This window comes from Streptomyces sp. Ag109_O5-10 (assembly GCF_900105755.1).
Lineage (GTDB): Bacteria > Actinomycetota > Actinomycetes > Streptomycetales > Streptomycetaceae > Streptomyces.
In genome coordinates, this window is sequence record NZ_FNTQ01000001.1 from 6,493,338 (window position 1) to 6,515,313 (window position 21,976).

The following is a 21,976-nucleotide window of genomic DNA, read 5'->3' on the forward strand; positions in this document are numbered from 1 at the left end:
CGCTGAATGGGGGGTTCCGGGCCCGTCCGGCCGCCCGCGGGTCAGCCGGGCGGTGCGGGCGCCGCGAGGCCGTCCGGGGAGCTGCCCACGATGCCCCGGACCACCCCCAGCTCCACCAGGTCCTGGGGCCGGATCCGCAGCTGGCCGGCGGTGGTCTCGACGTCCTCGGGGGCGCGTTTCAGGATCGCCGCCGCCAGTTCCGGCGCGATGACGGAGAAGTAGCTGTCGGGGGTGGCCCAGGTGTTGCCGGGCGCGGCCAGCGCGAGGGCACCGCCCGAGCCGCCCTCCCCGACGACAAGGGTGGTGACCGGCGTCCGGGCCGCCGCGACCTCGCCGAAGAGCTCCGCGATGGCGGCGCCCGCGCCCTGCCGTTCCGCCTCGGCGTCGTTCGCGGCGCCCGGGGTGTCGACGAGCGTCAGCACGGGAATCCCCAGCCGGTCCGCGAGCCGTATCAGGCGGGCGGCGGTGCGGTATCCGGCGGGCCTGGTCGCCGCCCCGGTCTGCGCCGCGAAGGCGACCGTACGGCCGTCCGCCCGCTCGCCGAACCCGCACAGCATCCCGCCCGGGTCCGCCCCGCCGCACCGGTCGCCGACCAGGGCGACGCGGCGGGTGAAGTAGGCGTCCAGGTAGGCCTCGGCGCGCGGGCGGTGCGGGGCGCGGGCGCGCCGGACGGCCTCCCAGCCGGTGGCGGGCAGCGCGCTGCCGCCGAGGGCGAACGGCGGCTCGGCGGGTATCGGGGCGGGCGAGGTCAGCAGCCGCAGCCACAGCCCGAGCGACGCCTTCAGCTCCCCCGGGGGCACCACGGCGTCCGCCGCCCCGGCCGCGACCTGCGCCTCGGCCGTGTACGCGGCGGGGTCGGCGTCCGGCGGGCGGACCCGGGAGCCGGCGAAGCCCACCTGGGCGCCGGGCAGCGCCAGGATCACGTCGGCGCCGGCGCCCAGGGTGGCCCAGCCGCCGCCGGTCGTCGGGTCGCGCAGGACCGCGACCTGTGCCAGCCCCGCTTCCCGGGTGAGCGCCGACTGGCGGGCCACGCGCTGGAGCTGGGAGAGGGCGAGCATGCCCTCCTGCATCCGGCTGCCGCCGGTGGCGACCAGCGGGACGACCGGGAGCCGGTGGGCGCGGGCATGGACGTACGCCGCCTCCAGCCGGTCGCCGGTCCGCTGGCCGAGCGAGCCGCCGAGGAAGCCGAACTCGAACGCGATCAGCACCGCCGCGGTGCCGTCGACCCGCGCGGTGCCGACGACGACGGACTCCTCCTCGCCGGTGCGCTCGGCGGCGCGGGCGCGGGAGGCGTCGTACCCCTGCCAGCCGAGCGGGCCGTCGGGCGGCGACTGCCGTGCCGGGTGCGGGAGTTCGGCGAAGGTGCCGGGGTCGGTGACGAGGGCGAGGATGCGGCGGGCGGAGAGCCGCGCGGGTGCCGGGCCGGGCGCCGGCACCGGGACCGGCTCAGACACCGAGGGCCCGCTTCATGATCTTCCCCATGTCGTTGCGGGGGAGGGCGTCCAGGTAGTGGACGACGCGGGGCCGCTTGTGCGGGGCGAGCCGACCGGCGACATGGTCCGCCAACTCCTCGGCGGACGGCGGTGACTGGGGCTCCGCAGGCACGATCCAGGCGACGATCCGCTCGCCCAGGTCCGCGTCCGGCTCCCCGGTGACCGCGGCCTCCCGCACCCCCGGATGCTCCAGCAGCGCGTTCTCGATCTCCCCGGCGCCGATCTTGTAACCCCCGCTCTTGATCAGGTCGGTGGCCTTGCGTCCGACGATCCGCACATAGCCGTCCGGCTCGCGCACCGCCATGTCGCCGGTCCGGAACCAGCCGTCGGCGGTGAAGGCGGCGGCGGTCGCGTCGGGCCGGTTGAGGTACTCGGTGAACAGGTTCGCGCCGCGTACCTGGATCTCCCCGACGGTCTCCCCGTCGTACGCCGCGATCGCGGTCCCGTCCTCCTCCACCAGCCGCAGCTCCACCCCGGGCAGCGGCACCCCCACGGTCCCCGCGCGGGCCTCGCCGTCGGCCCGGACGCTGGTGTTCATCAGGGTCTCCGTCATGCCGTACCGCTCGACGACCCGCCGGCCGGTCGCCGCCGCGATCCGCTCGTGGTCGTGGACGGGCAGCGCGGCCGAGCCGGACACCAGCAGCCGGGCCCGGCCGAGCGCCTCCGCCAGCCCGGGGTCGGCGGGCAGCGCCTCGGCGATGCGGTGGTACATGGTCGGCACGCCGAAGAACATGGTCGCGCCGTCGTTCAGTTCGCGGGCGACCCCGTCGGTGCCGAACCGCCCGAGGTGCCGGACCGAGCCGCCGCGCCGCAGCGGCCCGAGGATGCCCAGCACGAGCCCGTGCACGTGGAACAGCGGCAGGCCGTGGACGAGGACGTCCTCCCCGGTCCACTGCCAGGCGTCGGCGAGCGCGTCCAGGGTGGCGGCCAGCGCCCGGCGCGGGATGACGGCGCCCTTGGGCGGCCCGGTGGTGCCGGAGGTGTAGACGACGAGGGCCGGGTCGGACTCGGCGGTACGGTCCTCGGGCACCGGCCCCACGGCCGCCACGTCGACGTCGATGCGCGGCAACTCGCCCAGAGCCGGGGGCAGTTCGGCGCCGGGCGCGGCCAGCACGGCGGCCGGCGCGCTGTCGGCGAGGATGTGCCCGAGCTCTTTCTCCCCCGACTTGGGGTTCAGCGGTACGGCCGCCCGCCCGGCGAGCAGGGTCCCGACGACGGCCACCGCCGTCTCCAGCTTCGGAGTCGCCCACACCGCGACCCGGTCGGCCTCCCCGACCCGGCCGGCGAGGGCGCCGGCCGCGGCGGCGAGCTGCCCGTACGTCAGCGACCGCGCCCCGAACCGCAGGGCGGCCTTCCCGCCCGGACCGTCCACCAGGGCCGGAAACAGAAACGACACGCGACGACTCCTCACCGTTCGGAACCCCGACAGCCTCTTCCTACACCAGCCGCTCCCCTCCGGGGCCGCCCCACTCGCGCTCCGCACCACGACGTTGATCACACCGCCGGGCCCCTCACCACCGCCGCGTCCCGACGACCGCGCTCAGATCGGGCGCGAGCCGCACCTCCGCCGACCGCAGCGCGGGATGTTCGAGCCAGTGCAGCCGCGCCCGGTCGACGTCCCCGCCGAACCGGGGCGGCCACTGGTCGGCGGGGGTGAAGTCGTCGACGACGACGGTGCCGCCGGGGACCAGCAGCCGCTCGACGTCGGCGGCCGGGTCGCCGGGCACCTTCCCCTGCCCGCCCCCGTCGAGGACGAGCAGCTCGAAGGGCCCGTACGCCGCGATGTCCCGCCAGTCCCCGCACGCCACCGTGACGTCGGGCCGGTCGTGGAACACCTCGGCGGCGGCCCGCGCCCGCTCCGGCTCCCGCTCCACACTGAAGAGCCGCACCCCGGCCCGGGCGCCCGACGCGAGCCACGCGAGCCCCACCCCGACCCCGGTCCCGGTCTCCCCGATCCGCCCGCCGACCCCACCGGCCAGCACCTGGAGCAGCCGCCCCTGCTCGGGCCGGCACGAGTAGCCGAACGACTGCGCCCGGGCCGCGTCGAGGGCCCGCCCGACGAGCGGAGGAAGACCGGAGAGGCCGGTGTAGGCGTCGGTGCCGTGAAGTGTCATGGCGAATTTTCTACCGGGCGGGGCCGGCGCCATGGGCCGGACCGAGCGACCCCGAGGGCGAAGCTCCCCCCTCCCGGCCGACCCGCCTCCCTACCGGTCGATCCACCCCTCTCCGGGTCGATCCAGCCCTATCCGGGCTGATCCAGCCCTCTTCGGGCTGATCCAGCCCTCTTCGGGCTGATCCACCCCTCTCCGGGCCGCCCCACCTCCCCTCGCGGCCGCCCCCGTCTCGCGGTCGTCCTCCCCGTCCCACGGTCGGCGGGCCCGGTCGGCCCGGTCGGCCCGGTCGGCCCGGCCGCCCCGCGGCCTGCCGTCGGCCGGGCCGGGCGCGGGTGTCCTGGGCGGGGGCCTCCCGCTCCGGTCGGGTCTCGTACTTCCCTGGCCTCCTATCCGACCGAGACGGGTGGGTGGGCGGGCGGCACGGCGTCGGCGACAACCACGCTCACGTTGTCGGCGCCGCCCGCTTCGTCGGCGGCCCCGACCAGTACGCGTACCGCGTCCGCCGGGTCGCCCTCGCCCAGCAACTCCCGGATCCGCTCGTCGGGGACCTCCCGCGTCAGCCCGTCCGAGCAGACCAGGTACCGGTCGCCGGGCCGGGCGGCCTTAGTACCGGTAGCCGGTCTCCGGGTCGACCCGGGCGGGCTTCAGCAGGTCCAGCTCGTCGTACAGCCGCAACGCCTTCGGCGACAGCCGGCAGACCTTCGCGAAGGCCCCGATGGTCAGCCACTCCATGCCGCCTCCATGCCGTCTCCCCACCGGTGCGAGCTCACGTTCCGCGTCGTCCGCCATCGATGCTGGGGCTTCACCGAAGGTGAAGGTCAACGGCGTTCCCGTATTAGCCTGCCGGAGGACCAACGCAGACCCCGAAAGCCGAGGGAGCCCCCGCCGTGCCCCGCATAGCTCTCGCCACCTACGACCCCGGCACGGAACCCAGCAGGGACCAGGACCTGCCCGTGCTGCTGGCGGCGCTGACGGCCGCCGGGGCGGAGGCCGTCGCCCGCCCGTGGGACGACCCAGGGGTGGAGTGGGGCGGCTTCGACCTGGTCGTCATCCGTTCGACGTGGGACTACGCCTGGCGGACGGACGAGTTCGTGCCGTGGGTGGAGCGGGTGGGGAAGGCGACCCGGATCGCGAACCCGGCGAAGGTCGTGCGGTGGAACACCGACAAGCGGTATCTCGGTGACCTCGCGGCGGCCGGGGTGCCCGTCGTGCCGACCCGGTACCTCGCCCCCGGCGGCCCGGCCGCCGAACTGCCCGCCGACCGCGACTTCGTCGTCAAGCCCACCTTCGGCGCCGGCGCCCGGTTCGCCGCCCGCTACACCCCCGGCGAGCACGGGACGGCCGTACGGCACGTGGCCCGGATGCACGAGGAGGGGCTGACCGCGATGGTCCAGCCGTACGTCGCCGGGATCGACTTCAGCGGTGAGCGGGCGCTGCTGTTCTTCGGCGGGCGGCTGCTGCACGCCAGCCGCAAGAGGGCGGTGCTCAGGCCGGGTACGGCGTACGACGCGGACAAGGTCGCCCACCCGGACCTGGAGACCTGGACCCCGACCCCGGCCGAACGCGCGGTGGCGGAGCGCGCGTTGGCCGCCGTACCGGACGCGCCCGAGCTGCTGTACGCCCGGGTGGACCTGGTCGACGGCGCGGACGGGCGGCCGCAGGTGATGGAGCTGGAGCTGGTCGAGCCGAACCTGTTCCTGTTCCTGCACCCCGGGTCGGTGGCCGGGGTGGCCGAGGCGATCGTCACCGCGGCTCGTCGATGACCGCGGTGCGCTGCAGCAGGCCCCAGGTGAACTCGGCGACCACCTGACGGCCGTCGGGCACCTGGAAGGTGAGCCCCCAGCGGGTAGGGGCGGAGCCCTCCAGGGGGCGGGCGGGGGCGAAGGCGCGGGCGGCCTCGTCGACCGTGCAGGACCAGGGGGTGAGGTCGTCGTAGGAGTCCAGTCTCGGCGCGGGGGCACCGGGGGCGCGGACCAGCCATTCGTTCCAGACCGCGCCGCCGGGGCCGGCCACGACCTCGAAGCGCAGGGTGGGCCACAGGGGGAGCGGCCACTGCCAGACCGCGCACTCCAGGTCGCCGACGGTGCGCTTGGTCTCCCACTCGGGCGGGCCGAGGACCGAGCGGTAGCGGGCCGCCGCCGAGCGGGACCGGGGTGAGCGGGCCATCGCCTGCCAGCGCTTGTTGGCCTCCCGCATGTCCGCGACCGACGCGCCCAGCGTGCGCCGGGCGTCCTCCACCAGGTCCGGGTTGTGGTCGGCCATGCGGCGCAGCAGCACCAGCTGGAAGTCCAGTTGCATGCCACCCATGGTGCACATGCGCATGCCCGGCTGGTTCCCGGCCATTGCCCACGGAATCACCGATGGCTAGCCTGTGTTCGTCATGCCGATCGCCTGTTGATATCTCGAACGGCTCCGCAGCTGAGACGCGCGCCGCACCGCGATATCCGGCGCCTAGACCCAAGGGAGGGGGCCGGACGTGGGACGCCTCGTGCCTGCCGTGACCCGGGCTCTCGACATTCTTGAGCTCTTCCTGGACGGGGACGGGACCCTCTCCGCCCCCGACATAGTGCGCAGACTCCAGCTGCCGCGGACCACCGTGCACGAGCTGGTGACCACGCTGTCCGCCCGGTCGTACATCGTGCCCGTGCCCGGACAGCCCGGACGCTACCGGCTCGGCGTCCGTCCGTACCAGCTCGGCAGCCGGTACGCCGAGCAGCTCGACCTCGCCGCCGAGGGCCAGCAGGTCGCCCGGTCCGTCGCCGAGACCTGCGACGAGACCGTCCACGTGGCGATCCTGGAAGGCGCCGACGTCATCTACATCGCCAAGGTCGACTCCACGCACGCGGTCCGCATGGTCTCCGCCGCCGGCCGCCGGCTGCCCGCCCACTGCACCTCGGTCGGCAAGATGCTGCTGGCCTCGCTGCCGGAGCCGGAGCTGACCGCGCGCATCCCGGACGACGCCGACCTCGTCGCGATGACCCCGAACAGCATCACCGAGCCGGGCGCCCTGCGCGAGGCCCTCACGGAGATCCGCGCCCGCGGGATCGCCGTGGAGAGCCGGGAGTCCAACCCGGACGTCTCCTGCGTCGCCGCGCCGGTCCGCGACCGCACCGGACAGGTCGTCGCGGCGCTGTCCATCTCCGTGCCGATGATCCGCTGGAGCGACGAGCGCCGCGGCGAGCTGGAGCAGCTCGCGGCCAAGGGCGCCGCCGAACTCTCCGAGCGCCTCGGCCACCGGAGCGTGGCATGACGACGGTGACGACGACGGCGTACGAGGTCGCGGTCGCCACGGAGGCGACCCTCGGCGAGGGCCCCACCTGGGACCCGGCGACCGGCCGCCTGATATGGATCGACGTCCTCGGCTCCCGGATCCACACGTACGACCCGGCGACCGGCCGCCGCACCATCCGCACCGCCGAACAGCACGTCGGCGCGGTCAAGCCGCGCGCGGGCGGCGGCCTGGTCCTCAACCTCCGGGACGGCGTCGGCCTCCTCGACCCCGACGACACGTTCCGCTGGCTGCACCGCGAGCAGGTCCCGGGCCGCCGCGCCAACGACGCGGCCGTCGCCCCCGACGGCTCCCTGTGGGCCGGCACGATGCGCTACGACGAGGCGACCGGGGGCGGCACCCTCTCCCGGGTGGCACCCGACGGCACGGTGACGACGCTGCTGCCGGACGTCACCGTCAGCAACGGCATCGGCTGGAGCCCCGACGGCCGCCGCGTCTACTACGTCGACACACCGACCCGCCGCGTGGACGTCTTCGACTACGCCGACGGCCTCCCCGTCGGCCGCCGCCCGCTGGTGACGATCGAGGAGGACGCCGGGTTCCCGGACGGCCTCACGGTCGACGCGGACGGCTGTGTGTGGGTGGCGCTGTGGGGCGGGGGAGCGGTACGGCGTTACACGCCGACGGGTGAGCTCGACCGGGTCATCGCCCTTCCCGCGACCCTCACGACGGCCTGCGCGTTCGGCGGCGCCGATCTGACGGACCTGTACGTCACGACGGCCCGCGTGGGGCTGGAGCGGCCGCACCCGACAGCGGGCTCCCTCCTGGTGATCCCGGGCGCGGGCAGGGGCGTGGCCCAACCCGCCTTCGAAGGCTGAGCGCTCCTTTCATCTGCGGCTGCCGCCGCGTGCGCGCGACCGGGCTCCCCCAGCCCGACGGCGCCCGTTCGCGCAGCGCCCCTTCAGGGGCGCGGGGAACTGCGCGACCGGCCCCCAGCGGCCCGCAGGTGAAAGGCGGTCCTGCCGCGCCGGGCAGTCGAGCGTCTGCGGCGCCGTCGTGGCCGGCCGCGCAGTTCCCCGCGCCCCTTGCGGGGCGCTGCCCGAGCGGTCGTTGGCAGGATGCGGGGGCTGGTGGTGTCCGTGCGGTGGTAGCCGTAGGTGCTGCGCAGTCCCGCGCTCCTTGCGGGGCGCTGGCCGAGCGGTCGTTGGCAGGATGCGGGGGCTGGTGGTGTCCGTGCGGTGGTAGCCGTAGGTGCTGCGCAGTCCCGCGCTCCTTGCGGGGCGCTGGCCGAGCGGTCGTTGGCAGGATGCGGGGGCTGGTGGTGTCCGTGCGGTGGCAGCCGTAGGTGCTGCGCAGTCCCGCGCTCCTTGCGGGGGGCTACTGAAGGCCGGCTCTCTTCAACTCCTCCGCGGTCAGCGGTGGTCCCGTCAGCGGCGGCTTCAGTGGGCCCGCGAGGGCCGCCAGCAGCACCGACGGGGTCAGGAGTACCTCCGCGCGGCGCTCCAGTGAGGTCACGTCCGTGACGCGGCGGGCGATGCGGCCGTTGCCGGTGGCCGTGTACATGAGGCGGGACACGTACGCGGACACGATCCGGTCCCGGGCCGTCGGTCCGTTCTCCGTGGCGCCCGGATAGAACACGTCCTGCCCGATGGCGAGGTCCCAGGCCGCCCCGACCGGCCGGGCGACGGCCTTCTGGACGCGCCGGGACAGGCCCGGTGTGCCGAGGCCGTGCCGCAGGGCCAGGTCCCGCAGGAGCAGCGCGCTCTGCGCACCCACGGCCAGGCCGTGCCCGTAGACGGGGTTGTACGCGGCCAGGGCGTCGCCGAGGACCGTGAAGTTGTCGGGCCAGGCGGGCATCCGCTCGTAGAAGTACCGGCGGTTGACGGTGGCGCGGGTGACGGCGACGTCGGACAGCGGCTCGGCCTGCGCGAGCAGGTCGCCGATCAGCGGGTGGCGCAGCCGGTCGCGGGCGAACGGGACGAAGTCCTCGGCGGCGGAGGTCGGTTCGCCCCCGCGGGTGCCGTTGAGGGTGACGATCCAGCGGCCGTTCTCGATGGGCAGCAGGAAGCCCGCGCGGCCGGGGCCGCCGTTCCGCGGGTCCGGCTGCACGTTGACCACCGGGAAGCCGGCGCGGGCCTGCTCGGGCGCGAGGTAGAGCCGGCTGGCGTAGGCGAGACCGGTGTCGACCTCGCGGCGCGCCGGGGCGGGCAGTCCGAGGGCCGCGAGCCAGCGCGGGGCACCGGATCCCCGGCCGGTGGCGTCGACGACCAGGTCCGCCGCGACGGTCCGCTCCCGGCCGGCGCGGTCCCGCACCAGGACGCCGGTGACCGCCGCCGCGCCGCCCGTGAGCCCGAGCACCTCGGTGCCCCCGAGCACTTCGACGTGCCGGTCCGAGAGGACCCGCGCGCGGACCGTCGCGTCCAGCAGGTCCCGGCCGGCCAGGAGCACGTGGTGGGACTCGGGCCAGCGGCGGAACCAGCCCTGGGCCGAGAGGGCGACCATGTCCGTGGTGACCGGGGCCCGGCGCGCCCCGGCGTCCAGGAGGGCGGCGGTGATGCCCGGCAGCAGCTCCTCCATCGCCCGTATGCCGCCCGACCAGAGCATGTGGGCGTGCCGGGCCTGCGGAAGTCCCTTGCGTGGAGCGGGCGTCACGGGCAGGTCGTCGCGTTCCACGACGACGACCCGGTCGGCGAGGCCCGCCAGGGCCCGGGCCGCGAGCATGCCGGTGTGTGATCCCCCCAGGACCACGGCGGTTCTGGCGGGGGAGGGGCGTTCACTCATGCGCGGACATGCTCTCTGCCGGGACGGTCGCGCGGGTGCGTACCGCCGTGATCTCGTCGGGGTGGCACAGGGCCTCGGAGAGGGCCTGGATCTCCTGGAGCAGGTACGAGGTGTCGGTCTCGCCTGTGCCGTCGCCGTCCGGGGCGTGCCGTCCGCTCTCCACGGCCTCCAGGACCGTCACGGCGGCGGCGAGGGCCCGCGCCCGGCCGGGTTCGTGGCCGAGGGCGAGAGCGGCGTCGTGGGCGCGGCCGCGCAGGTTCTCGTCGAGGAACCGGGACAGTTGCAGGAGGGCGTCCCGGATGTACGTCTCGCGGCGGATCAGCCGCATCTCGGCGGTGGCGCGCAGGGCGAGCGGTTCGCGGCCGCCCGTGACGGTCCGCATCAGCCGGGCGAGCGGCTTCAGTGCGCGGTGCCGGCGGCGCAGCAGCCAGCGGTCGTGGAAGTACTGGCCGGCGTGCGGGACGATGAAGCCGATCGCGACGAGCGTGGCGGCGATGCAGGCGGCCGACGGTGCGATGTTGGTGTTCAGCCAGTCCAGGTCGTGACCGGTCCAGCGGGCCACCACGGCCGTGAACTTGGCCGCGCTGAAGACGAGGTTCGTCGCGTAGCCGATGCCCAGGAACCTGAGCCCCCAGCGCAGCCAGGCGTCGAGGCCGTCGGTGCGGATCCAGTTCCACACGAGCCGGGTCGTGATCGCGCAGGCCACGGTGTGGGCGAGGAGGTAGAGCAGGATCTCCTCGCGCATGAACGGCGTGTTGGCGTAGTAGGTGTCCAGGTCCCGGACCTGTTCCACGGGCACGTCGGCGAGCGCGAACAGCACCCACAGGGCGACGACCACGGCCGCGTAGACGCTGACCACCCAGCGGGTCGCGCGCCGGGTCTGCTCCCGGCGGTCGGTGTGGCCGTTGCGCCAGTGCACGACCAGGAGCAGCCAGGACGCGGACAGCGCGGTGATCAGGGAGTACACCAGGGGCGCCGAGATGTTCGGCACGCCCGTGACCCGGTTGGTCCAGGCGATGGTGGCCGGAGCGGCGAAGGCGAACACCGCGCAGGCGAACAGCAGCAGGCCGCCGACGGCACGCAGCAGCGGGTCCCGCCAGAGTTTGAGGATGCTGGGCAGCTTGATCACCAGGGCCGCGGTGAGCACGAGGCCCGGCAGCCAGAAGGAGACGTACAGCCCGGTGAAGAACGCGGTCGGGCCCTCGGCCAGTGCGGGGTGTGTCACCGGGGTCCGCCTTCACGTCCGGGGTAGCCGAGGGACCGCTGGACCGGGTCGGGCGGTGCCTCGCCGCCCCGGCCGGGCAGGAAGGGCCGGAGCGCGGCGGCGAGCCGGTGCCCGAAGTCGTCGGCCTCGGCCTCGTCGGCCTCCCGGGAACCGTTGCGGGCGGCCACGGTCAGGGCGAGGGAGTCCCAGCCCGGCCGCCCGGCGAGGGCGTTCGCGGCGGCCGCGTGGTGATGCGCGTGACGTGCGTGCATGTGCCACAGCTCATGGCCCAGGATGACCAGTTGCTGCACGGCCTCGGCCCGCTCCTCGACGATGACCAGGTCGAAGTCCTGGAACTCCACCCACAGTCCGGTCACCTCGATCTCGTCGGGGAACCGTTCGAAACGCAGCTCGACCGGCCGGCCCCCGCGCCCGAGGCTCGTCTCGTCGCACAGCGCCCGGCACAACTCCCTTACGCCGGCGGGCCTTCCGGGCCGTGCGCGGACGGCGGCGGTGAGGTCGGTGGCGAGCCGGCGCATCCGCCCGTTCGCCCGGGACCGCCGCAGCCGGGCGGCCGGCCGGGACCGCCGCAGCCCGGCGGCGATCCGGGCCCACCGGTGCCGCGCGCCGGCCAAGTCCATCGCTCCCCCTTCGCACCGCCCCGTCGGCGGTCACCGCGCCGCGTCGGCCCGTCCGAGACTACGCGGCCGGGTGTGTCCGCGTCATGCCGTCCGGGGCCGGGAGTTCGAGCGGTGGTTCACCCGGCAACGACTGCCAGAGGCAGGAAAGTCACGCGCGCCCCGTCGGCGCGCAGACGCTCGTGACCGGCGTACCCCTACTACGACGCCGGTGACAACGGCACCCTGAAGCCTGTGCCCAATCCTCAGGGCTGGACAAAAGACGGCCGGCCCAGCTTGCGTCAGGGGGCTGGGGGCATCCCCGGCCGAAGGCTGGGGGAGGAACTGCGCGACGAGCCACAGACAACCTGCACCCGCCCACGACAGAGAACAACCCATCCCGAAAGGCGAACATTGCGCACCGCCCACTTCACCCTCGACCCCGCCTTCACCGTCGGCGAGGTCAACCCCCGCCTCTTCGGCTCCTTCGTCGAGCACCTGGGCCGCTGTGTCTACACCGGCATCTTCGAACCAGGCCACCCCACCGCCGACGCCGAAGGCCTCCGCGGGGACGTCCTCGACCTCGTCCGCGAACTCGGCGTCACCACCCTCCGCTACCCCGGCGGCAACTTCGTCTCCGGCTACAAGTGGGAGGACTCGGTCGGCCCGGTCGAGGACCGCCCCCGCCGCCTGGACCTCGCCTGGCGGTCGACGGAGACCAACCGGTTCGGCCTCTCCGAGTACGTCGACTTCCTGAGGAAGGTCGGCCCGCAGGCCGAGCCGATGATGGCGGTCAACCTCGGCACGCGGGGCGTGGCGGAGGCCCTGGAGCTCCTGGAGTACGCCAACCACCCCTCCGGCACCGCCCTCTCCGACCTGAGGTCCGCGCACGGCGACAAGGACCCCTTCGGCATCAAGGTCTGGTGTCTGGGCAACGAGATGGACGGCCCCTGGCAGACCGGCCACAAGACGGCCGAGGAGTACGGCCGTATCGCCGCCGAGACGGCCCGCGCCATGCGCCAGATGGACCCGTCCGTGGAACTGGTCGCCTGCGGTTCCTCCAGCCAGTCCATGCCGACCTTCGCCGAGTGGGAGGCCACGGTCCTCGCGCAGACGTACGAGCTGGTCGACTACATCTCCCTGCACGCCTACTACGAGCCCCAGGACGGCGATCTCGACTCCTTCCTGGCCTCCGCCGTCGACATGGAGTCCTTCATCGAGAACGTGGTCGCCACCTGCGACCACGTGGGCGCCAGGCTGAAGTCGCAGAAGAGGATCAACCTCTCCTTCGACGAGTGGAACGTCTGGTACACGTCGAGGTGGCACGAGATCGAGAACTCCGACGCGCGGGACTGGCCCGAGGCCCCCCGTCTCCTGGAGGACAACTACAGCGTCCTGGACGCGGTGGTCTTCGGCTCCCTCCTCATCGCCCTGCTCCGGCACGCCGACCGCGTCACGGTCGCCTGCCTGGCCCAGTTGGTCAACGTCATCGCCCCGATCATGACCGAGCCCGGCGGCCCGGCCTGGCGCCAGACGACGTTCTTCCCCTTCGCCCAGGCGTCGCGGTACGGCAGGGGCCGGGTGCTGGACGTACGCGTGGACTCACCGACGTACGACACGAAGAAGTACGGCGAGACGGACCTGCTGCACGCGACCGCGGTCAGGGCCGACGACGGCACGGTCACCGTCTTCGCCGTGAACCGCAGCCGCACGGAGCCGCTGCCGCTGGAGGTGGCCCTGAGCGGCCTCGGCCTGACGTCCGTGGCGGAGCACAGCGTCCTGGCGGACGCGGACCCGGATGCCCGCAACACCCTGGAGGAACCGGAGCGGGTGACACCTCGTCCGGCAGAGGGCACGTCGCTGGACGAGGGCACACTGAGCGCCGTCCTCGAACCCCTGTCCTGGAATGTGATCCGGCTGGCGTAAGCGCCCCTTCGGGGGCGCTGGGGGAGGAACCGCGCGAGGAACCCCACACGACCCGCCGTCAACGGCCGGGGGAGTCCACCCCCACGACCTCGACCCCTCCGGCCGCACTCCCCAGCAACTCCAGCCGTACGACCCCCGGCCCGGACTCGCTCGTCCCATCCGCGAGCACGGCCAGCGCCAACGTATTGGACCCCCGGGTCCGCAGGATCCCGTTCGGCAGCACGAACGTGTGCTGCGGCCCCACGTCATTGACGTACTGCCCGAGGTTCCACCCGTTGAGGAAGATCTGCACCCGGTAGGCCCGCGCCGGATCGTCCTCCAGGACCAGCCCCACCGACGCGTCCACCCCGCCCGGCACGGACAGCCGGAAGCCGGTCCGGTACCAGGTGACCCCCATCCCCTCGTCGGAGCGGGGAAGCGTGACCGGCTCCCAGCCGCCGTCCGCGAACCCGGGCAGGTGCCAGCCCTCCCGTTCCCCGTACAGCCCGCCGTTGTTCTGCGGCCCCCGCACCGGATCCGCGGCCACCGCCCCCTGGATCCGCCAGCTCACCTTCGGCGAGACGCCCTTGAAGGAGACGGCGGTCAGCCCGCGCGCCACCTTGTGGGTGTCAAGCGACCCGCCGTCCATGTCGTGCTGCATCCGCCGCACCAGCACGGACAGGACGTGCCCCGGCTTCTTCCGCTGCTTCTTCTTCAGCCCGTCGGCGGAGAACTCGGCCGTGGCCGTCCAGCTCCCCTTGCGTACCGTCTTCGCATCCGGCACGGGCATCCGGTGCGAGCCCAGCGGCACCCCGTCCAGCCAGGCCATCAGCATGCCCTGGGTGCCGGTGCTGTAGGCGAGGGAGACGGACTCCAGGTCCTCGATGCCGCCCTCCACCCGTGCCCGGTACCAGACGTCCCCGTAGTGGAAGCCGTAGTCGTCGGCGAAGAGCACCGGCCCGCCCGCCGGGACGGCCGTCGTGCTGAACGACGTCCTCCTGTCGGCGGCCTGCCACGCCGAGTCGTCGAAGCCGGGCGCGGCCTCGGGGTTCTCGGTCTTCCGGCGCCAGCCGGTGAGGACCGGCAGCGCCGGCCGCGGTGCCGCCGGCATCTGCGCCAGGGCGACGAGGCTCTCCGAGACGGTCACCCGGGTCCGTACCGGCTGCCCGTTCCAGGTGACCGAGGCGATCCCGCGGGGCCCCCAGACCTCCACGCCGCTCGCCCCGACGATGTCCCCGGTGAGGTGGACGGTGGACCCGTCGAGCCTCGCGTGGCGCAACAGCGCCGGGCCGTAGGCCAGGAGCGTGCCGGAGGGGGTGTCGTACGGGAACAGCCGTACGGAGGTCGCGTCGTCGGCGAAGAGGAGGAGCAGCGGGGTCTCGGACTCGCCGCGCTGGACCAGGACCCGGGTGAGCCCGCCCTTTCCGAGCGGTGCGGTGACGTGCAGGACGCCCTGGTCGTAGACCCAGGCCGCCTCGGCGTCGAGGCGCTGGACGAACGGCTCGCTCGGGCACTCCAGCACGAGGTGCGCCATCTCGCCGTAGCGGCCGGTGAACAGGGCGATGTCCTGGCGGCCCGCGGTGAGCACGAACATCGGCTGGGCGGTGCAATAGCGCAGCTTCCGCTTGCCGAGGGAGAGGCCGGTGGTGACGAGCTTGGCGTCGTGGGCCGCGACGGTCAGCTCGACGTCGTCGCCGTCGGCGGTGCGCAGCGTGGAGGTGACCTCCTCGGCGCCGTCGTTGCGCAGGACGTAGACGTGTGCCTGGGTGTCGGGGTTGGTGAGGTGGTACGTCTTCAGCCCGGCCACGTGGACGTCGGCCGCGCGGTCCAGCTTCGCGAAGTCCGGGACGCGCTGCAGGAGATGGCCGAGCTGGTGCATCGGCGCGATCTTCGTGGTGACGTTGCGGGCCTCGTCGATGGCGGCGCCGTAGTCGTACGACGTGTAGACGACCGGTGCCGGCAGCCAGCCCCAGGTGGTGCCGCCGTAGGTCATGTAGACGTTGTGGAGGGTGAGGCCGTTGGCGAGGTTGGTGAGGTAGAAGCGGCGTTCGTAGGCCGCGTCGCGGGTGCGCCGGGACTCGGCGTAGCCCTTGCCGCCGAACTCGACCCCGCCCCAGGGGTCGAACCAGCCGCCGCCGTACTCCGGCACGAACCCGGGGGTGCGCGGGCTCGCGGTCGCACCGCCCTTGAGGCCGCCGATCCCGAAGTCGCCCCAGTCCGGCGGGGGCTGGGAGGGCGACGGGTAGCCGTCGAAGCCGTACAGCCACTTCCCGTGCTCGCCGCCGGTGTCGAAGGAGCCGGGGATCCAGTAGCCGTTGCGGCCCTTGTCGTTGTGGAAGAGGGGGACGTGGATGCCGTCGGCCCGCACCTTCTTGTAGAGGTGGGACATGTAGGCGGGGCCGCTCGGGTCGGCGACGTGGCCGTCGTACTCGTTCTCGATCTGGTAGAGCAGGACGGTCCCGCCGCCGTCGGTGTGCTGGTGGCGGCGGACGATGCGGTTGACGGCCGTCAGCCACTGGTCGACGTGGCCGAGGTAGGTCGGGTCGGTGCCCCGGGCCGCGCCCTCGGTCGCGGTGAGCCAGCCGGGGAAGCCGCCGGCGTCGACCTCGGCGTTGATGTAGGGACCCGGGCGGAGGATCACGTACAGCCCGGTCTCGGCCGCCGTGCGCAGGAAGAGGTCGAGGTCGCGGACGCCGGTGAAGTCGTACCGGCCGGGCGCGGGGGAGTGGTAGTTCCACGCCACGTAGATGCTGACGGTGTTGTAGCCGTGCCCCCGCATCTTCTCCAGGACGTCCCGCCACAGGGACGGGCTCGGCAGGCGGAAGGGGTGCAGCTCGCCGGACCAGACCACCAGGCGCCGCCCGTCCACGACGAGGGAGTAGTGGTCGTAGCCGATGGTGTGCCGCCGTCCGTCGGCTCTCGGCGCGGCCGGTGCCGGGCCGGTCGGCACACTGCGTGCCGCGTAGGCCGCGGGCGCCCCGGGGCCGCCGCTGCCGCCCAGGGCGAAGCCGAGCGCGGCCGAGCCGGCGAGGGCACTGAAGGTACGTCTGCTGAGCGCCAAGGGATCCTCCCGGGCGATCTTACGGGGCGCGGGTGCGGCCATTGTCCACGGGAGGACGCCCCACAATGGACGCATGAGGATCTCGGCACGAGCGGATTACGCGGTACGGGCGGTTCTGGAGCTCGCCGTACGCCAGGGTGAGGGCCCCGTGAAGGCGGAGGAGATCGCCGGCGCCCAGGACATCCCGCACAAGTTCCTCGAGGGCATTCTGGGTGACCTCCGGCGTGCCGGGATCGTCGACAGCCGGCGTGGCGGGGGCGGTGGCTACCGGCTGGCGCGGGAGGCGTCCGCGATCACCGTGGCCGACCTGATCCGCGCGGTGGACGGCCCGATCGTCTCGGTGCGCGGCGAGCGCCCGACGGGGCTGGCCTACACCGGCACGGCCCAGCCGCTGCTGCCCCTGTGGATCGCCCTGCGCGCCAACGTCCGCAGGATCCTCGAAGGCGTCACGGTGGCGGACATCGCGGCGGACGCGCTGCCGGAGCCGGTACGGGCGCTGGCGGCGGAACCGGCGGCCTGGGAGAACCCCTGAGCCCCTGCGGCGGTCCCTTTGGCGGGGTGTGAAATCCGGCGGTGTGAATGGCCGGAGTTCGACCTGACCGGTTCATGCCATGGTTCCTACGATTCGAGCGCCCCGGTCTTCACAGGAAACGCACAGTTCCTTCAAAAGTGAACTCTCCAAAAGTGAACTACGGACGGCCGCGGGTGCAACCCCCCACTCGATCACCGAACCGGAGAAACCATGGGACCCAGGAGACACCGACTCCTGTTCGGCGGAGCGCTGGCCGCGCTGCTCACCGCCGGACTGCCCGCTCAGGCCCAGGCCTCGTCGTCGCCGGTCTTCGACGACCCGCCGCCGGACAAGATCGTCATCAACGTCGCCACGGTGAACGGCTCAGGTTGTCCGCAGGGAACCACCGCGGTCGCCGTGTCCGAGGACAACGAGGCCTTCACCGTCACCTACAGCGCCTACCTCGCCCAGGCGGGCGGCAACTCGGACCCGACCGCCTTCCGGCGCAACTGCCAGCTCAACCTGGTCGTCCACGTGCCCGGCGGCTTCACCTACGCCATCGCCAGCGCCGACTACCGCGGCTTCGCCTCGCTCCAGCCGGGCGCCACCGGCACCCAGCGTGCCTCGTACTACTTCCAGGGCTCCTCCAACACCGCGTCCGCCAACCACCCCTTCGCGGGCCCCTACAACGACAACTGGCAGGCCACCGACACCACCGACTGGGCCCAGCTGGTCTGGGCGCCCTGCGGGGTCCAGCGCAACTTCAACATCAACACCGAGCTGCGGGTGAGCGCCGGCAGCGCGAACCCCGGCAAGGTCAGCTTCATGACCATGGACTCCACCGACGGCGAGATCAGCACCGTCTACCACCTGGCCTGGAAGCAGTGCCCCGCCAAGTAGCCGGGCCGGTCACAGGCTTCCGGGCCGGACCCGTCCGGTCCGCTTGACCCCGGTCAGGACGGGCGTGACCTCCCTCGCGGAGACGCGCTCCAGGGCGCCGGCCGTGTGGCCCGGGAAGCCGTAGAGCGCGTCGAGGTCGACCGCCGCGACGGCCACCAGCAGGTTGGCCGAGCCGGTGGTGGCCGAGGCGAACCGCAGCTGTGGACGACGGCTCGGCCACCGCCCGGTCTCCTCCGGGCGGCCGGGAGCCACCGTCATCCGCACCAACGCCTCGGTACGGATGCCCAGCCGGGCGAGATCGACCTCGGCCGCGAGCCTGAGGACCAGGCCGCCCGCCGGCGCCGCCAGGCGCCGGCGGGCGGACAGGGCGCTGATGCCGGCGCGGCGGGCGAGGTCCGTGTGGGAGGCCCGCCCGTCCTCGACAAGCCCGGCGACCACCACGCCGCCGGCGGCGACGCGACCCACGTCTAGGAGTTCGACTACCGCCCGGCCGCGGACCCGCACGCCCTCGGCGCCGCGCACTGCGCCGACCTCCCCTTCCTCTTCGGCACGCTCGATGCCTACCCGGACAGCCCGATGCTCGGCAGTGCCGACGACGTCCAGTACGCCCTCGGGCACGTGTTCGCCACCGCCGTCGCCGAGTTCGTCAGGACCGGCTCGGTGCGGGACCGGCTCCCGTACGCCCCCGGCACGCCGGCCCGCGTCCGCCACTTCGGCTGAACCGGCTGAACCGGCTGAACCGGCTGAACCCGGAGGGCGGCGGCCCGCTCAGACCCGGCCGGCCGCCGTGGCCCGGAACGTGTTCCGGTAGGCCTGCGGGGAGACGCCGATCGCCGCGTGCAGGTGCTGCCGCAGCGAGGTGCCGGTGGCGAAGCCGACCTCGGCGGCGATGCGGTCGACCGACAGTTCGCTGGTCTCCAGGAGGTCGCGGGCGCGCCGTACCCGCTGCTGGATCAGCCAGCGCCCGGGGCTGGTCCCCGTCTCCTCCTGGAACCGGCGGGCGAAGGTGCGCCGGCTCATCCGGGCGTGGTCGGCCAACTCCTGCAGTGCCAGCGGCCGTTCCAGGTTCTCCAGGGCCCACGCCCGGGTCGCCGCCGTACCGGTGGCACCCTCGTCCGGCACCGGCAGCTCGATGTACTGCGCCTGGCCGCCGTCCCGCCACGGCGGTACGACGCACTGCCGGGCCACGCTGTTGGCGACCGCGCTGCCGTGGTCGGAGCGCACGACGTGCAGGCACACGTCGACACCGGAGGCCGCCCCGGCGGAGGTGAGCACGTCCCCGTCGTCGATGAACAGCACGTCCGGATCCAGCGCCACCTGCGGGAACATCCGCCGGAACCGCGGCGCGAGTGCCCAGTGCGTCGTCGCCGGCCGCCCGTCGAGCATCCCGGCCGCCGCGAGCGCGAACGCCCCCGTGCAGATGGAGACGATGCGGGTCCCGGGCTGGATCCGCGCCAGCGCGGCGGCATCGGGTCCGGACAGCTCCTGCGCGATGCGCGCCATGTCGTACGGCGGTACGACCACGGTGTCCGCGCTCTCCAGCGCCTCGGGCCCGTGCCCGACGGTGACGGTGAAGTCGGCGTTGGTCGTCACCGTACGGTCCTCGCTCGCCGCGCAGGTCACGACGTCGTAGGCGCCGGGAACGCAGGTGAAGACCCGGTTCGGGATCCCCAGCTCGAAGGGGTAGACCCCGTCGAGAGCGAGCACGACGACCCGGTGCGGACGGGCGGGCAGGAAGTCGATGTCGGCGGACATGGCACGATCCTATCGCTCACGGCCTATCCTGCCACCGAACGGCAACCCGACTCAGCGAGGGCTTGATGAAGCTGCTCCTCACCGACTCCGGTGTCAGGAACGAAGGCATTCGGGCGGCACTGGTCGATCTCCTCGGCAAACCGATCGCCGAGGCCGACGCCCTCTGCATCCCCACCGCCGGGTACGGGGGCCCGTACGGGGATCCGGGCGGCCCGTGGCGTTTCCTCAGCGGCCGGTCCCCCAGCCCCATGACGGGGCTCGGGTGGAAGTCGGTGGGCGTGCTGGAACTCACCGCACTGCCCGGCATCGACCGTGAACGCTGGGTCTCCTGGGTCCGGGACGCGGACGTCCTCCTGGTGAACGGCGGCGACGCGCTGTACCTGTGCCACTGGATGCGCGAGTCCGGACTGGCCGACCTCCTCCCGTCGCTGCGCGACACGGTCTACGTGGGGCTCAGCGCCGGCAGCATGGCGCTCACGCCCCGCGTGGGGGACTTCTTCGTCGGCTGGCAGCCCCCCACCGGCGGCGACACCGCGCTGGGACTCGTCGGCTTCTCCCTCTTCCCGCACCTCGGCAGCCCGGAACACACCATGGTCGAGGCGGAACGCTGGGCCGCCGGGATCGCGGGCCCCGCCTACGCCATCGACGCCCAGACCGCCATCAAGGTGACCGACGCCGGCGTCGAGGTCGTCTCCGAGGGGAACTGGAGGCTGTTCGACCCGACGGGGTGAACGCCTCGTGAGCGGGTCCACAGGAGGCCCCGACGCCCCTGTCGAACAGACCAATCGGGGTTCCGACGCCCTGGAGCCGGAAACGGCGCCGGTCACCGCAGGTTCGGTCCGTCGTGGAGCGAGCCGTTTTCCCGGAGTCTTCTTGATTTCGGTTCGGAACGATGCTTGCAATCGGCTGATCACTGACCGGTCACGCGGTCATCGCGCGCAGCGCCGCGGCGGTGCGCGCGTCCGCGGGGAAGAACGTCTCGATGGCGATCTCGTCGAGGGTGACGTCCCGTGGGGAGCCGAAGACGGTGGTGGTGTAGAGGAGGGCGAGGTCGCCGTGGTCGGAGGACAGGCGTAGGGGGACCACGAGGTCGTCGTAGGGAGATCCGCTGTCCGGTGGCTCGGGTGTGCCGGGCGCCGGGTAGCTCTCCAGTTCCGTGAGGAGTTCGGCGAGGCCGGTGGCCGAGGTCCGGTCCAGCTGGCGGCGGATCCGGCGCAGTACGTGCGCCCGCCACTGGGCGAGGTTGCGGATGCGTGCGGACAGGCCGTCGGGGTGCAGGGTCGCCCGCAGGACGTTCAGGGGCGGCCCGGTGACGGTCGCCGGGACGTCACCGAGGAACAGTCCCATGGCGCGGTTGGCGGCCAGCAGCTCCCACCGCACGTTGACGGCGAGCGCCGGATTCGGCTCGTGTCCGGCGAGCACGGCCTCCACCGCCTCGCGCGCCGCGCCGAGATCGGCGTAGGCGCGTTCGCGGTGCACCGGGGCGAAACCGGCCGCCAGATAAAGGGCGTTGCGCTCCCGCAGCGGCACGTCGAGCTCGTCGCACAGCCGCCGGACCATGTCCCGGCTCGGGTTGGCCCGCCCCGTCTCGATGCAGCTCAGGTGCCGGGCGGACAACTCGGCGGCGAGCGCCACGTCCAGCTGCGAACGCCGCCGCCGCTCCCGCCAGCGCCGCACCAGCACCCCGACCGGCTCGGTGATGGTCGTCGTCATGCATCCCAGGCTGCCCGGCTGCCCGGCCCGGAATCAATGACCTCGCAGGTCATCGACAGGGCGCGCCGCGCAGCCCAAAGTCGGTAACCGACAAGCCACTTCACCGCGAAGGGACGGCCACCATGACCGAGATCGCCGAACGGCTCGACGCATACGTACGGTTCTGGAACACCGGCACCGAGCACGAGCAGCGCGCCTGCGCCGAAGCCGCGTTCACCGACGGCGTCGAGTACCGCGCCCAGATCGGAGTCCTCGGCGGGACACAGGCGCTCATCGACTTCCGCAACCAGTTCGCCGCCCACATGGGCCCGGTCGCCCTCCGGCTGCGCGAGCAGCCGCAGATCCACCACGGCCGCGCCCGGCTCCGCTGGGAGATCCTGACCGGTGACGGCGCGGAGACCTCCTTCGCCACCGGAACCGACGTCCTGCATCTCGAGGAGGACGGCCGGATCAGCTCCGTCACGGTCTTCCTGGACCGGGCACCCGAGGGGTTCGACCCCGCCGCGCACGACTAGTGCCGCAACAGGCAACGTTCGCCCCGTCACGACGCCCGGCACGCACTCTCGCCGCACCAGCCGAAAGCCCAAGTACATCCAGTACGAGGACTTCCGGCCGGCACGCCGAGAGCACGCACCGGACGCCGCTCCTTGACGGGCAAACGTTGCCTGCCGCGGCACTAGGGCCCGTGCCCCG

21 protein-coding genes and 1 pseudogene are annotated in these 21,976 nt (G+C 73.5%); 9 read left to right on the plus strand and 13 right to left on the minus strand.

Annotation, left to right across the window (positions count from 1 at the left end):
• Positions 1–41: 41 nt before the first annotated feature.
• From BLW82_RS29595 to BLW82_RS29610, 5 genes and pseudogenes are all read right to left on the minus strand, one after another.
• Positions 42–1,454 carry a carboxyl transferase domain-containing protein gene (locus BLW82_RS29595; RefSeq protein ID WP_256216004.1) on the minus strand — a complete coding sequence of 471 codons (1,413 nt, stop codon included), beginning with the start codon at positions 1,452–1,454 and terminating at the stop codon, positions 42–44.
• Positions 1,447–2,889, minus strand: coding sequence for an acyl-CoA synthetase (locus BLW82_RS29600; RefSeq protein ID WP_093503397.1), 1,443 nt, complete (start codon positions 2,887–2,889; stop codon positions 1,447–1,449). Before BLW82_RS29600 ends, BLW82_RS29595 begins: the two co-directional genes overlap by 8 nt.
• A gap of 115 nt (positions 2,890–3,004) precedes the next feature.
• Positions 3,005–3,607: a class I SAM-dependent methyltransferase gene (locus BLW82_RS29605; RefSeq protein WP_093503399.1), complete on the minus strand. Its 603-nt coding sequence runs from the start codon at positions 3,605–3,607 to the stop codon at positions 3,005–3,007.
• A gap of 386 nt (positions 3,608–3,993) precedes the next feature.
• A complete protein-coding gene (locus tag BLW82_RS44635) occupies positions 3,994–4,131 on the minus strand; it encodes a hypothetical protein (protein ID WP_177233111.1) in 138 nt (45 codons plus the stop codon).
• Positions 4,132–4,213: 82 nt separating this feature from the next.
• Positions 4,214–4,396, minus strand: a pseudogene (locus tag BLW82_RS29610) (MerR family DNA-binding transcriptional regulator); the annotation flags it as partial.
• A 98-nt stretch (positions 4,397–4,494) separates the two neighbouring features.
• Between BLW82_RS29610 and BLW82_RS29615 the strand changes: the two are divergent.
• Positions 4,495–5,370, plus strand: a complete 876-nt coding sequence (locus tag BLW82_RS29615) for an ATP-grasp domain-containing protein (protein ID WP_093503401.1) — start codon at positions 4,495–4,497, stop codon at positions 5,368–5,370.
• Here BLW82_RS29615 and BLW82_RS29620 read toward each other — a convergent pair.
• Complete coding sequence (locus BLW82_RS29620; protein WP_093503403.1) at positions 5,351–5,950, minus strand: hypothetical protein; 600 nt, start codon at positions 5,948–5,950, stop codon at positions 5,351–5,353. The genes BLW82_RS29615 and BLW82_RS29620 overlap by 20 nt on opposite strands.
• A 133-nt stretch (positions 5,951–6,083) precedes the next feature.
• Here BLW82_RS29620 and BLW82_RS29625 point away from each other — a divergent pair, with 133 nt between their 5' ends.
• Together BLW82_RS29625 and BLW82_RS29630 are read left to right on the plus strand one after the other, a co-directional pair.
• The gene (locus BLW82_RS29625; RefSeq protein ID WP_093503405.1) at positions 6,084–6,857 is read left to right on the plus strand and encodes an IclR family transcriptional regulator; all 774 of its coding nucleotides are present in this window, start codon (positions 6,084–6,086) and stop codon (positions 6,855–6,857) included.
• Positions 6,854–7,714, plus strand: a complete 861-nt coding sequence (locus BLW82_RS29630; RefSeq protein ID WP_093503407.1) for an SMP-30/gluconolactonase/LRE family protein — start codon at positions 6,854–6,856, stop codon at positions 7,712–7,714. Before BLW82_RS29625 ends, BLW82_RS29630 begins: the two co-directional genes overlap by 4 nt.
• Before the next feature lie 499 nt (positions 7,715–8,213).
• Here BLW82_RS29630 and BLW82_RS29635 read toward each other — a convergent pair whose 3' ends face one another.
• From BLW82_RS29635 to BLW82_RS29645, 3 genes are read right to left on the minus strand one after another with little or no spacing between them, the layout of a single operon-like run.
• Positions 8,214–9,617: an NAD(P)/FAD-dependent oxidoreductase gene (locus BLW82_RS29635; RefSeq protein ID WP_177233112.1), complete on the minus strand. Its 1,404-nt coding sequence runs from the start codon at positions 9,615–9,617 to the stop codon at positions 8,214–8,216.
• The gene (locus BLW82_RS29640; protein WP_093503409.1) at positions 9,610–10,842 is read right to left on the minus strand and encodes an MAB_1171c family putative transporter; all 1,233 of its coding nucleotides are present in this window, start codon (positions 10,840–10,842) and stop codon (positions 9,610–9,612) included. Before BLW82_RS29640 ends, BLW82_RS29635 begins: the two co-directional genes overlap by 8 nt.
• Positions 10,839–11,462, minus strand: a complete 624-nt coding sequence (locus tag BLW82_RS29645) for a toxin-antitoxin system, toxin component family protein (protein WP_177233113.1) — start codon at positions 11,460–11,462, stop codon at positions 10,839–10,841. The genes BLW82_RS29640 and BLW82_RS29645 overlap by 4 nt, the downstream gene beginning before the upstream one ends.
• A 390-nt stretch (positions 11,463–11,852) precedes the next feature.
• Here BLW82_RS29645 and BLW82_RS29650 point away from each other — a divergent pair, with 390 nt between their 5' ends.
• The gene (locus BLW82_RS29650) at positions 11,853–13,364 is read left to right on the plus strand and encodes an arabinosylfuranosidase ArfA (RefSeq protein WP_093503411.1); all 1,512 of its coding nucleotides are present in this window, start codon (positions 11,853–11,855) and stop codon (positions 13,362–13,364) included.
• Between the two features lie 58 nt (positions 13,365–13,422).
• Here the strand turns inward: BLW82_RS29650 and BLW82_RS29655 are convergent, their stop codons facing one another.
• On the minus strand, positions 13,423–16,404 hold the full coding sequence (locus tag BLW82_RS29655) for a beta-galactosidase (RefSeq protein ID WP_093503413.1): 2,982 nt from the start codon (positions 16,402–16,404) through the stop codon (positions 13,423–13,425).
• Between the two features lie 73 nt (positions 16,405–16,477).
• Here BLW82_RS29655 and BLW82_RS29660 point away from each other — a divergent pair, with 73 nt between their 5' ends.
• Complete coding sequence (locus BLW82_RS29660) at positions 16,478–16,936, plus strand: RrF2 family transcriptional regulator (RefSeq protein WP_093503415.1); 459 nt, start codon at positions 16,478–16,480, stop codon at positions 16,934–16,936.
• 210 nt (positions 16,937–17,146) lie between these two features.
• On the plus strand, positions 17,147–17,815 hold the full coding sequence (locus BLW82_RS29665; RefSeq protein ID WP_093503417.1) for a DUF4360 domain-containing protein: 669 nt from the start codon (positions 17,147–17,149) through the stop codon (positions 17,813–17,815).
• Positions 17,816–17,824: 9 nt separating this feature from the next.
• On the opposite strand, the gene BLW82_RS29670 is transcribed toward BLW82_RS29665, so the two are convergent.
• Positions 17,825–18,337 (minus strand): Lrp/AsnC family transcriptional regulator, encoded by a 513-nt coding sequence (locus BLW82_RS29670; protein WP_177233114.1) that lies wholly within the window; start codon positions 18,335–18,337, stop codon positions 17,825–17,827.
• A gap of 54 nt (positions 18,338–18,391) precedes the next feature.
• Here BLW82_RS29670 and BLW82_RS44640 point away from each other — a divergent pair, with 54 nt between their 5' ends.
• On the plus strand, positions 18,392–18,535 hold the full coding sequence (locus BLW82_RS44640; protein ID WP_177233115.1) for a hypothetical protein: 144 nt from the start codon (positions 18,392–18,394) through the stop codon (positions 18,533–18,535).
• A 48-nt stretch (positions 18,536–18,583) separates the two neighbouring features.
• On the opposite strand, the gene BLW82_RS29675 is transcribed toward BLW82_RS44640, so the two are convergent.
• Complete coding sequence (locus tag BLW82_RS29675; RefSeq protein WP_093503419.1) at positions 18,584–19,570, minus strand: GlxA family transcriptional regulator; 987 nt, start codon at positions 19,568–19,570, stop codon at positions 18,584–18,586.
• A gap of 65 nt (positions 19,571–19,635) precedes the next feature.
• Between BLW82_RS29675 and BLW82_RS29680 the strand changes: the two genes are divergently transcribed.
• On the plus strand, positions 19,636–20,301 hold the full coding sequence (locus tag BLW82_RS29680) for a Type 1 glutamine amidotransferase-like domain-containing protein (protein ID WP_093503421.1): 666 nt from the start codon (positions 19,636–19,638) through the stop codon (positions 20,299–20,301).
• Between the two features lie 190 nt (positions 20,302–20,491).
• Here BLW82_RS29680 and BLW82_RS29685 read toward each other — a convergent pair whose 3' ends face one another.
• Positions 20,492–21,283 carry a helix-turn-helix domain-containing protein gene (locus tag BLW82_RS29685; protein ID WP_093503423.1) on the minus strand — a complete coding sequence of 264 codons (792 nt, stop codon included), beginning with the start codon at positions 21,281–21,283 and terminating at the stop codon, positions 20,492–20,494.
• A 122-nt stretch (positions 21,284–21,405) separates the two neighbouring features.
• Here BLW82_RS29685 and BLW82_RS29690 point away from each other — a divergent pair, with 122 nt between their 5' ends.
• Complete coding sequence (locus BLW82_RS29690) at positions 21,406–21,798, plus strand: isomerase (RefSeq protein ID WP_093503425.1); 393 nt, start codon at positions 21,406–21,408, stop codon at positions 21,796–21,798.
• Positions 21,799–21,976 lie beyond the last annotated feature (178 nt).

Excerpts from the sequence above, each read along its gene's own strand:
- BLW82_RS44640 (WP_177233115.1), top strand. The coding sequence starts at position 18,392 with ATGCTCGGCAGTGCCGACGACGTCCAGTACGCCCTCGGGCACGTGTTC.
- BLW82_RS29665 (WP_093503417.1), top strand. The coding sequence starts at position 17,147 with ATGGGACCCAGGAGACACCGACTCCTGTTCGGCGGAGCGCTGGCCGCG.
- BLW82_RS29635 (WP_177233112.1), bottom strand. The coding sequence starts at position 9,617 with ATGAGTGAACGCCCCTCCCCCGCCAGAACCGCCGTGGTCCTGGGGGGA.
- BLW82_RS29620 (WP_093503403.1), bottom strand. The coding sequence starts at position 5,950 with ATGGCCGGGAACCAGCCGGGCATGCGCATGTGCACCATGGGTGGCATG.
- BLW82_RS29675 (WP_093503419.1), bottom strand. The coding sequence starts at position 19,570 with ATGTCCGCCGACATCGACTTCCTGCCCGCCCGTCCGCACCGGGTCGTC.
- BLW82_RS29605 (WP_093503399.1), bottom strand. The coding sequence starts at position 3,607 with ATGACACTTCACGGCACCGACGCCTACACCGGCCTCTCCGGTCTTCCT.
- BLW82_RS29630 (WP_093503407.1), top strand. The coding sequence starts at position 6,854 with ATGACGACGGTGACGACGACGGCGTACGAGGTCGCGGTCGCCACGGAG.
- BLW82_RS29680 (WP_093503421.1), top strand. The coding sequence starts at position 19,636 with ATGAAGCTGCTCCTCACCGACTCCGGTGTCAGGAACGAAGGCATTCGG.
- BLW82_RS29660 (WP_093503415.1), top strand. The coding sequence starts at position 16,478 with ATGAGGATCTCGGCACGAGCGGATTACGCGGTACGGGCGGTTCTGGAG.
- BLW82_RS29685 (WP_093503423.1), bottom strand. The coding sequence starts at position 21,283 with ATGACGACGACCATCACCGAGCCGGTCGGGGTGCTGGTGCGGCGCTGG.
- BLW82_RS29690 (WP_093503425.1), top strand. The coding sequence starts at position 21,406 with ATGACCGAGATCGCCGAACGGCTCGACGCATACGTACGGTTCTGGAAC.
- BLW82_RS29645 (WP_177233113.1), bottom strand. The coding sequence starts at position 11,462 with ATGGACTTGGCCGGCGCGCGGCACCGGTGGGCCCGGATCGCCGCCGGG.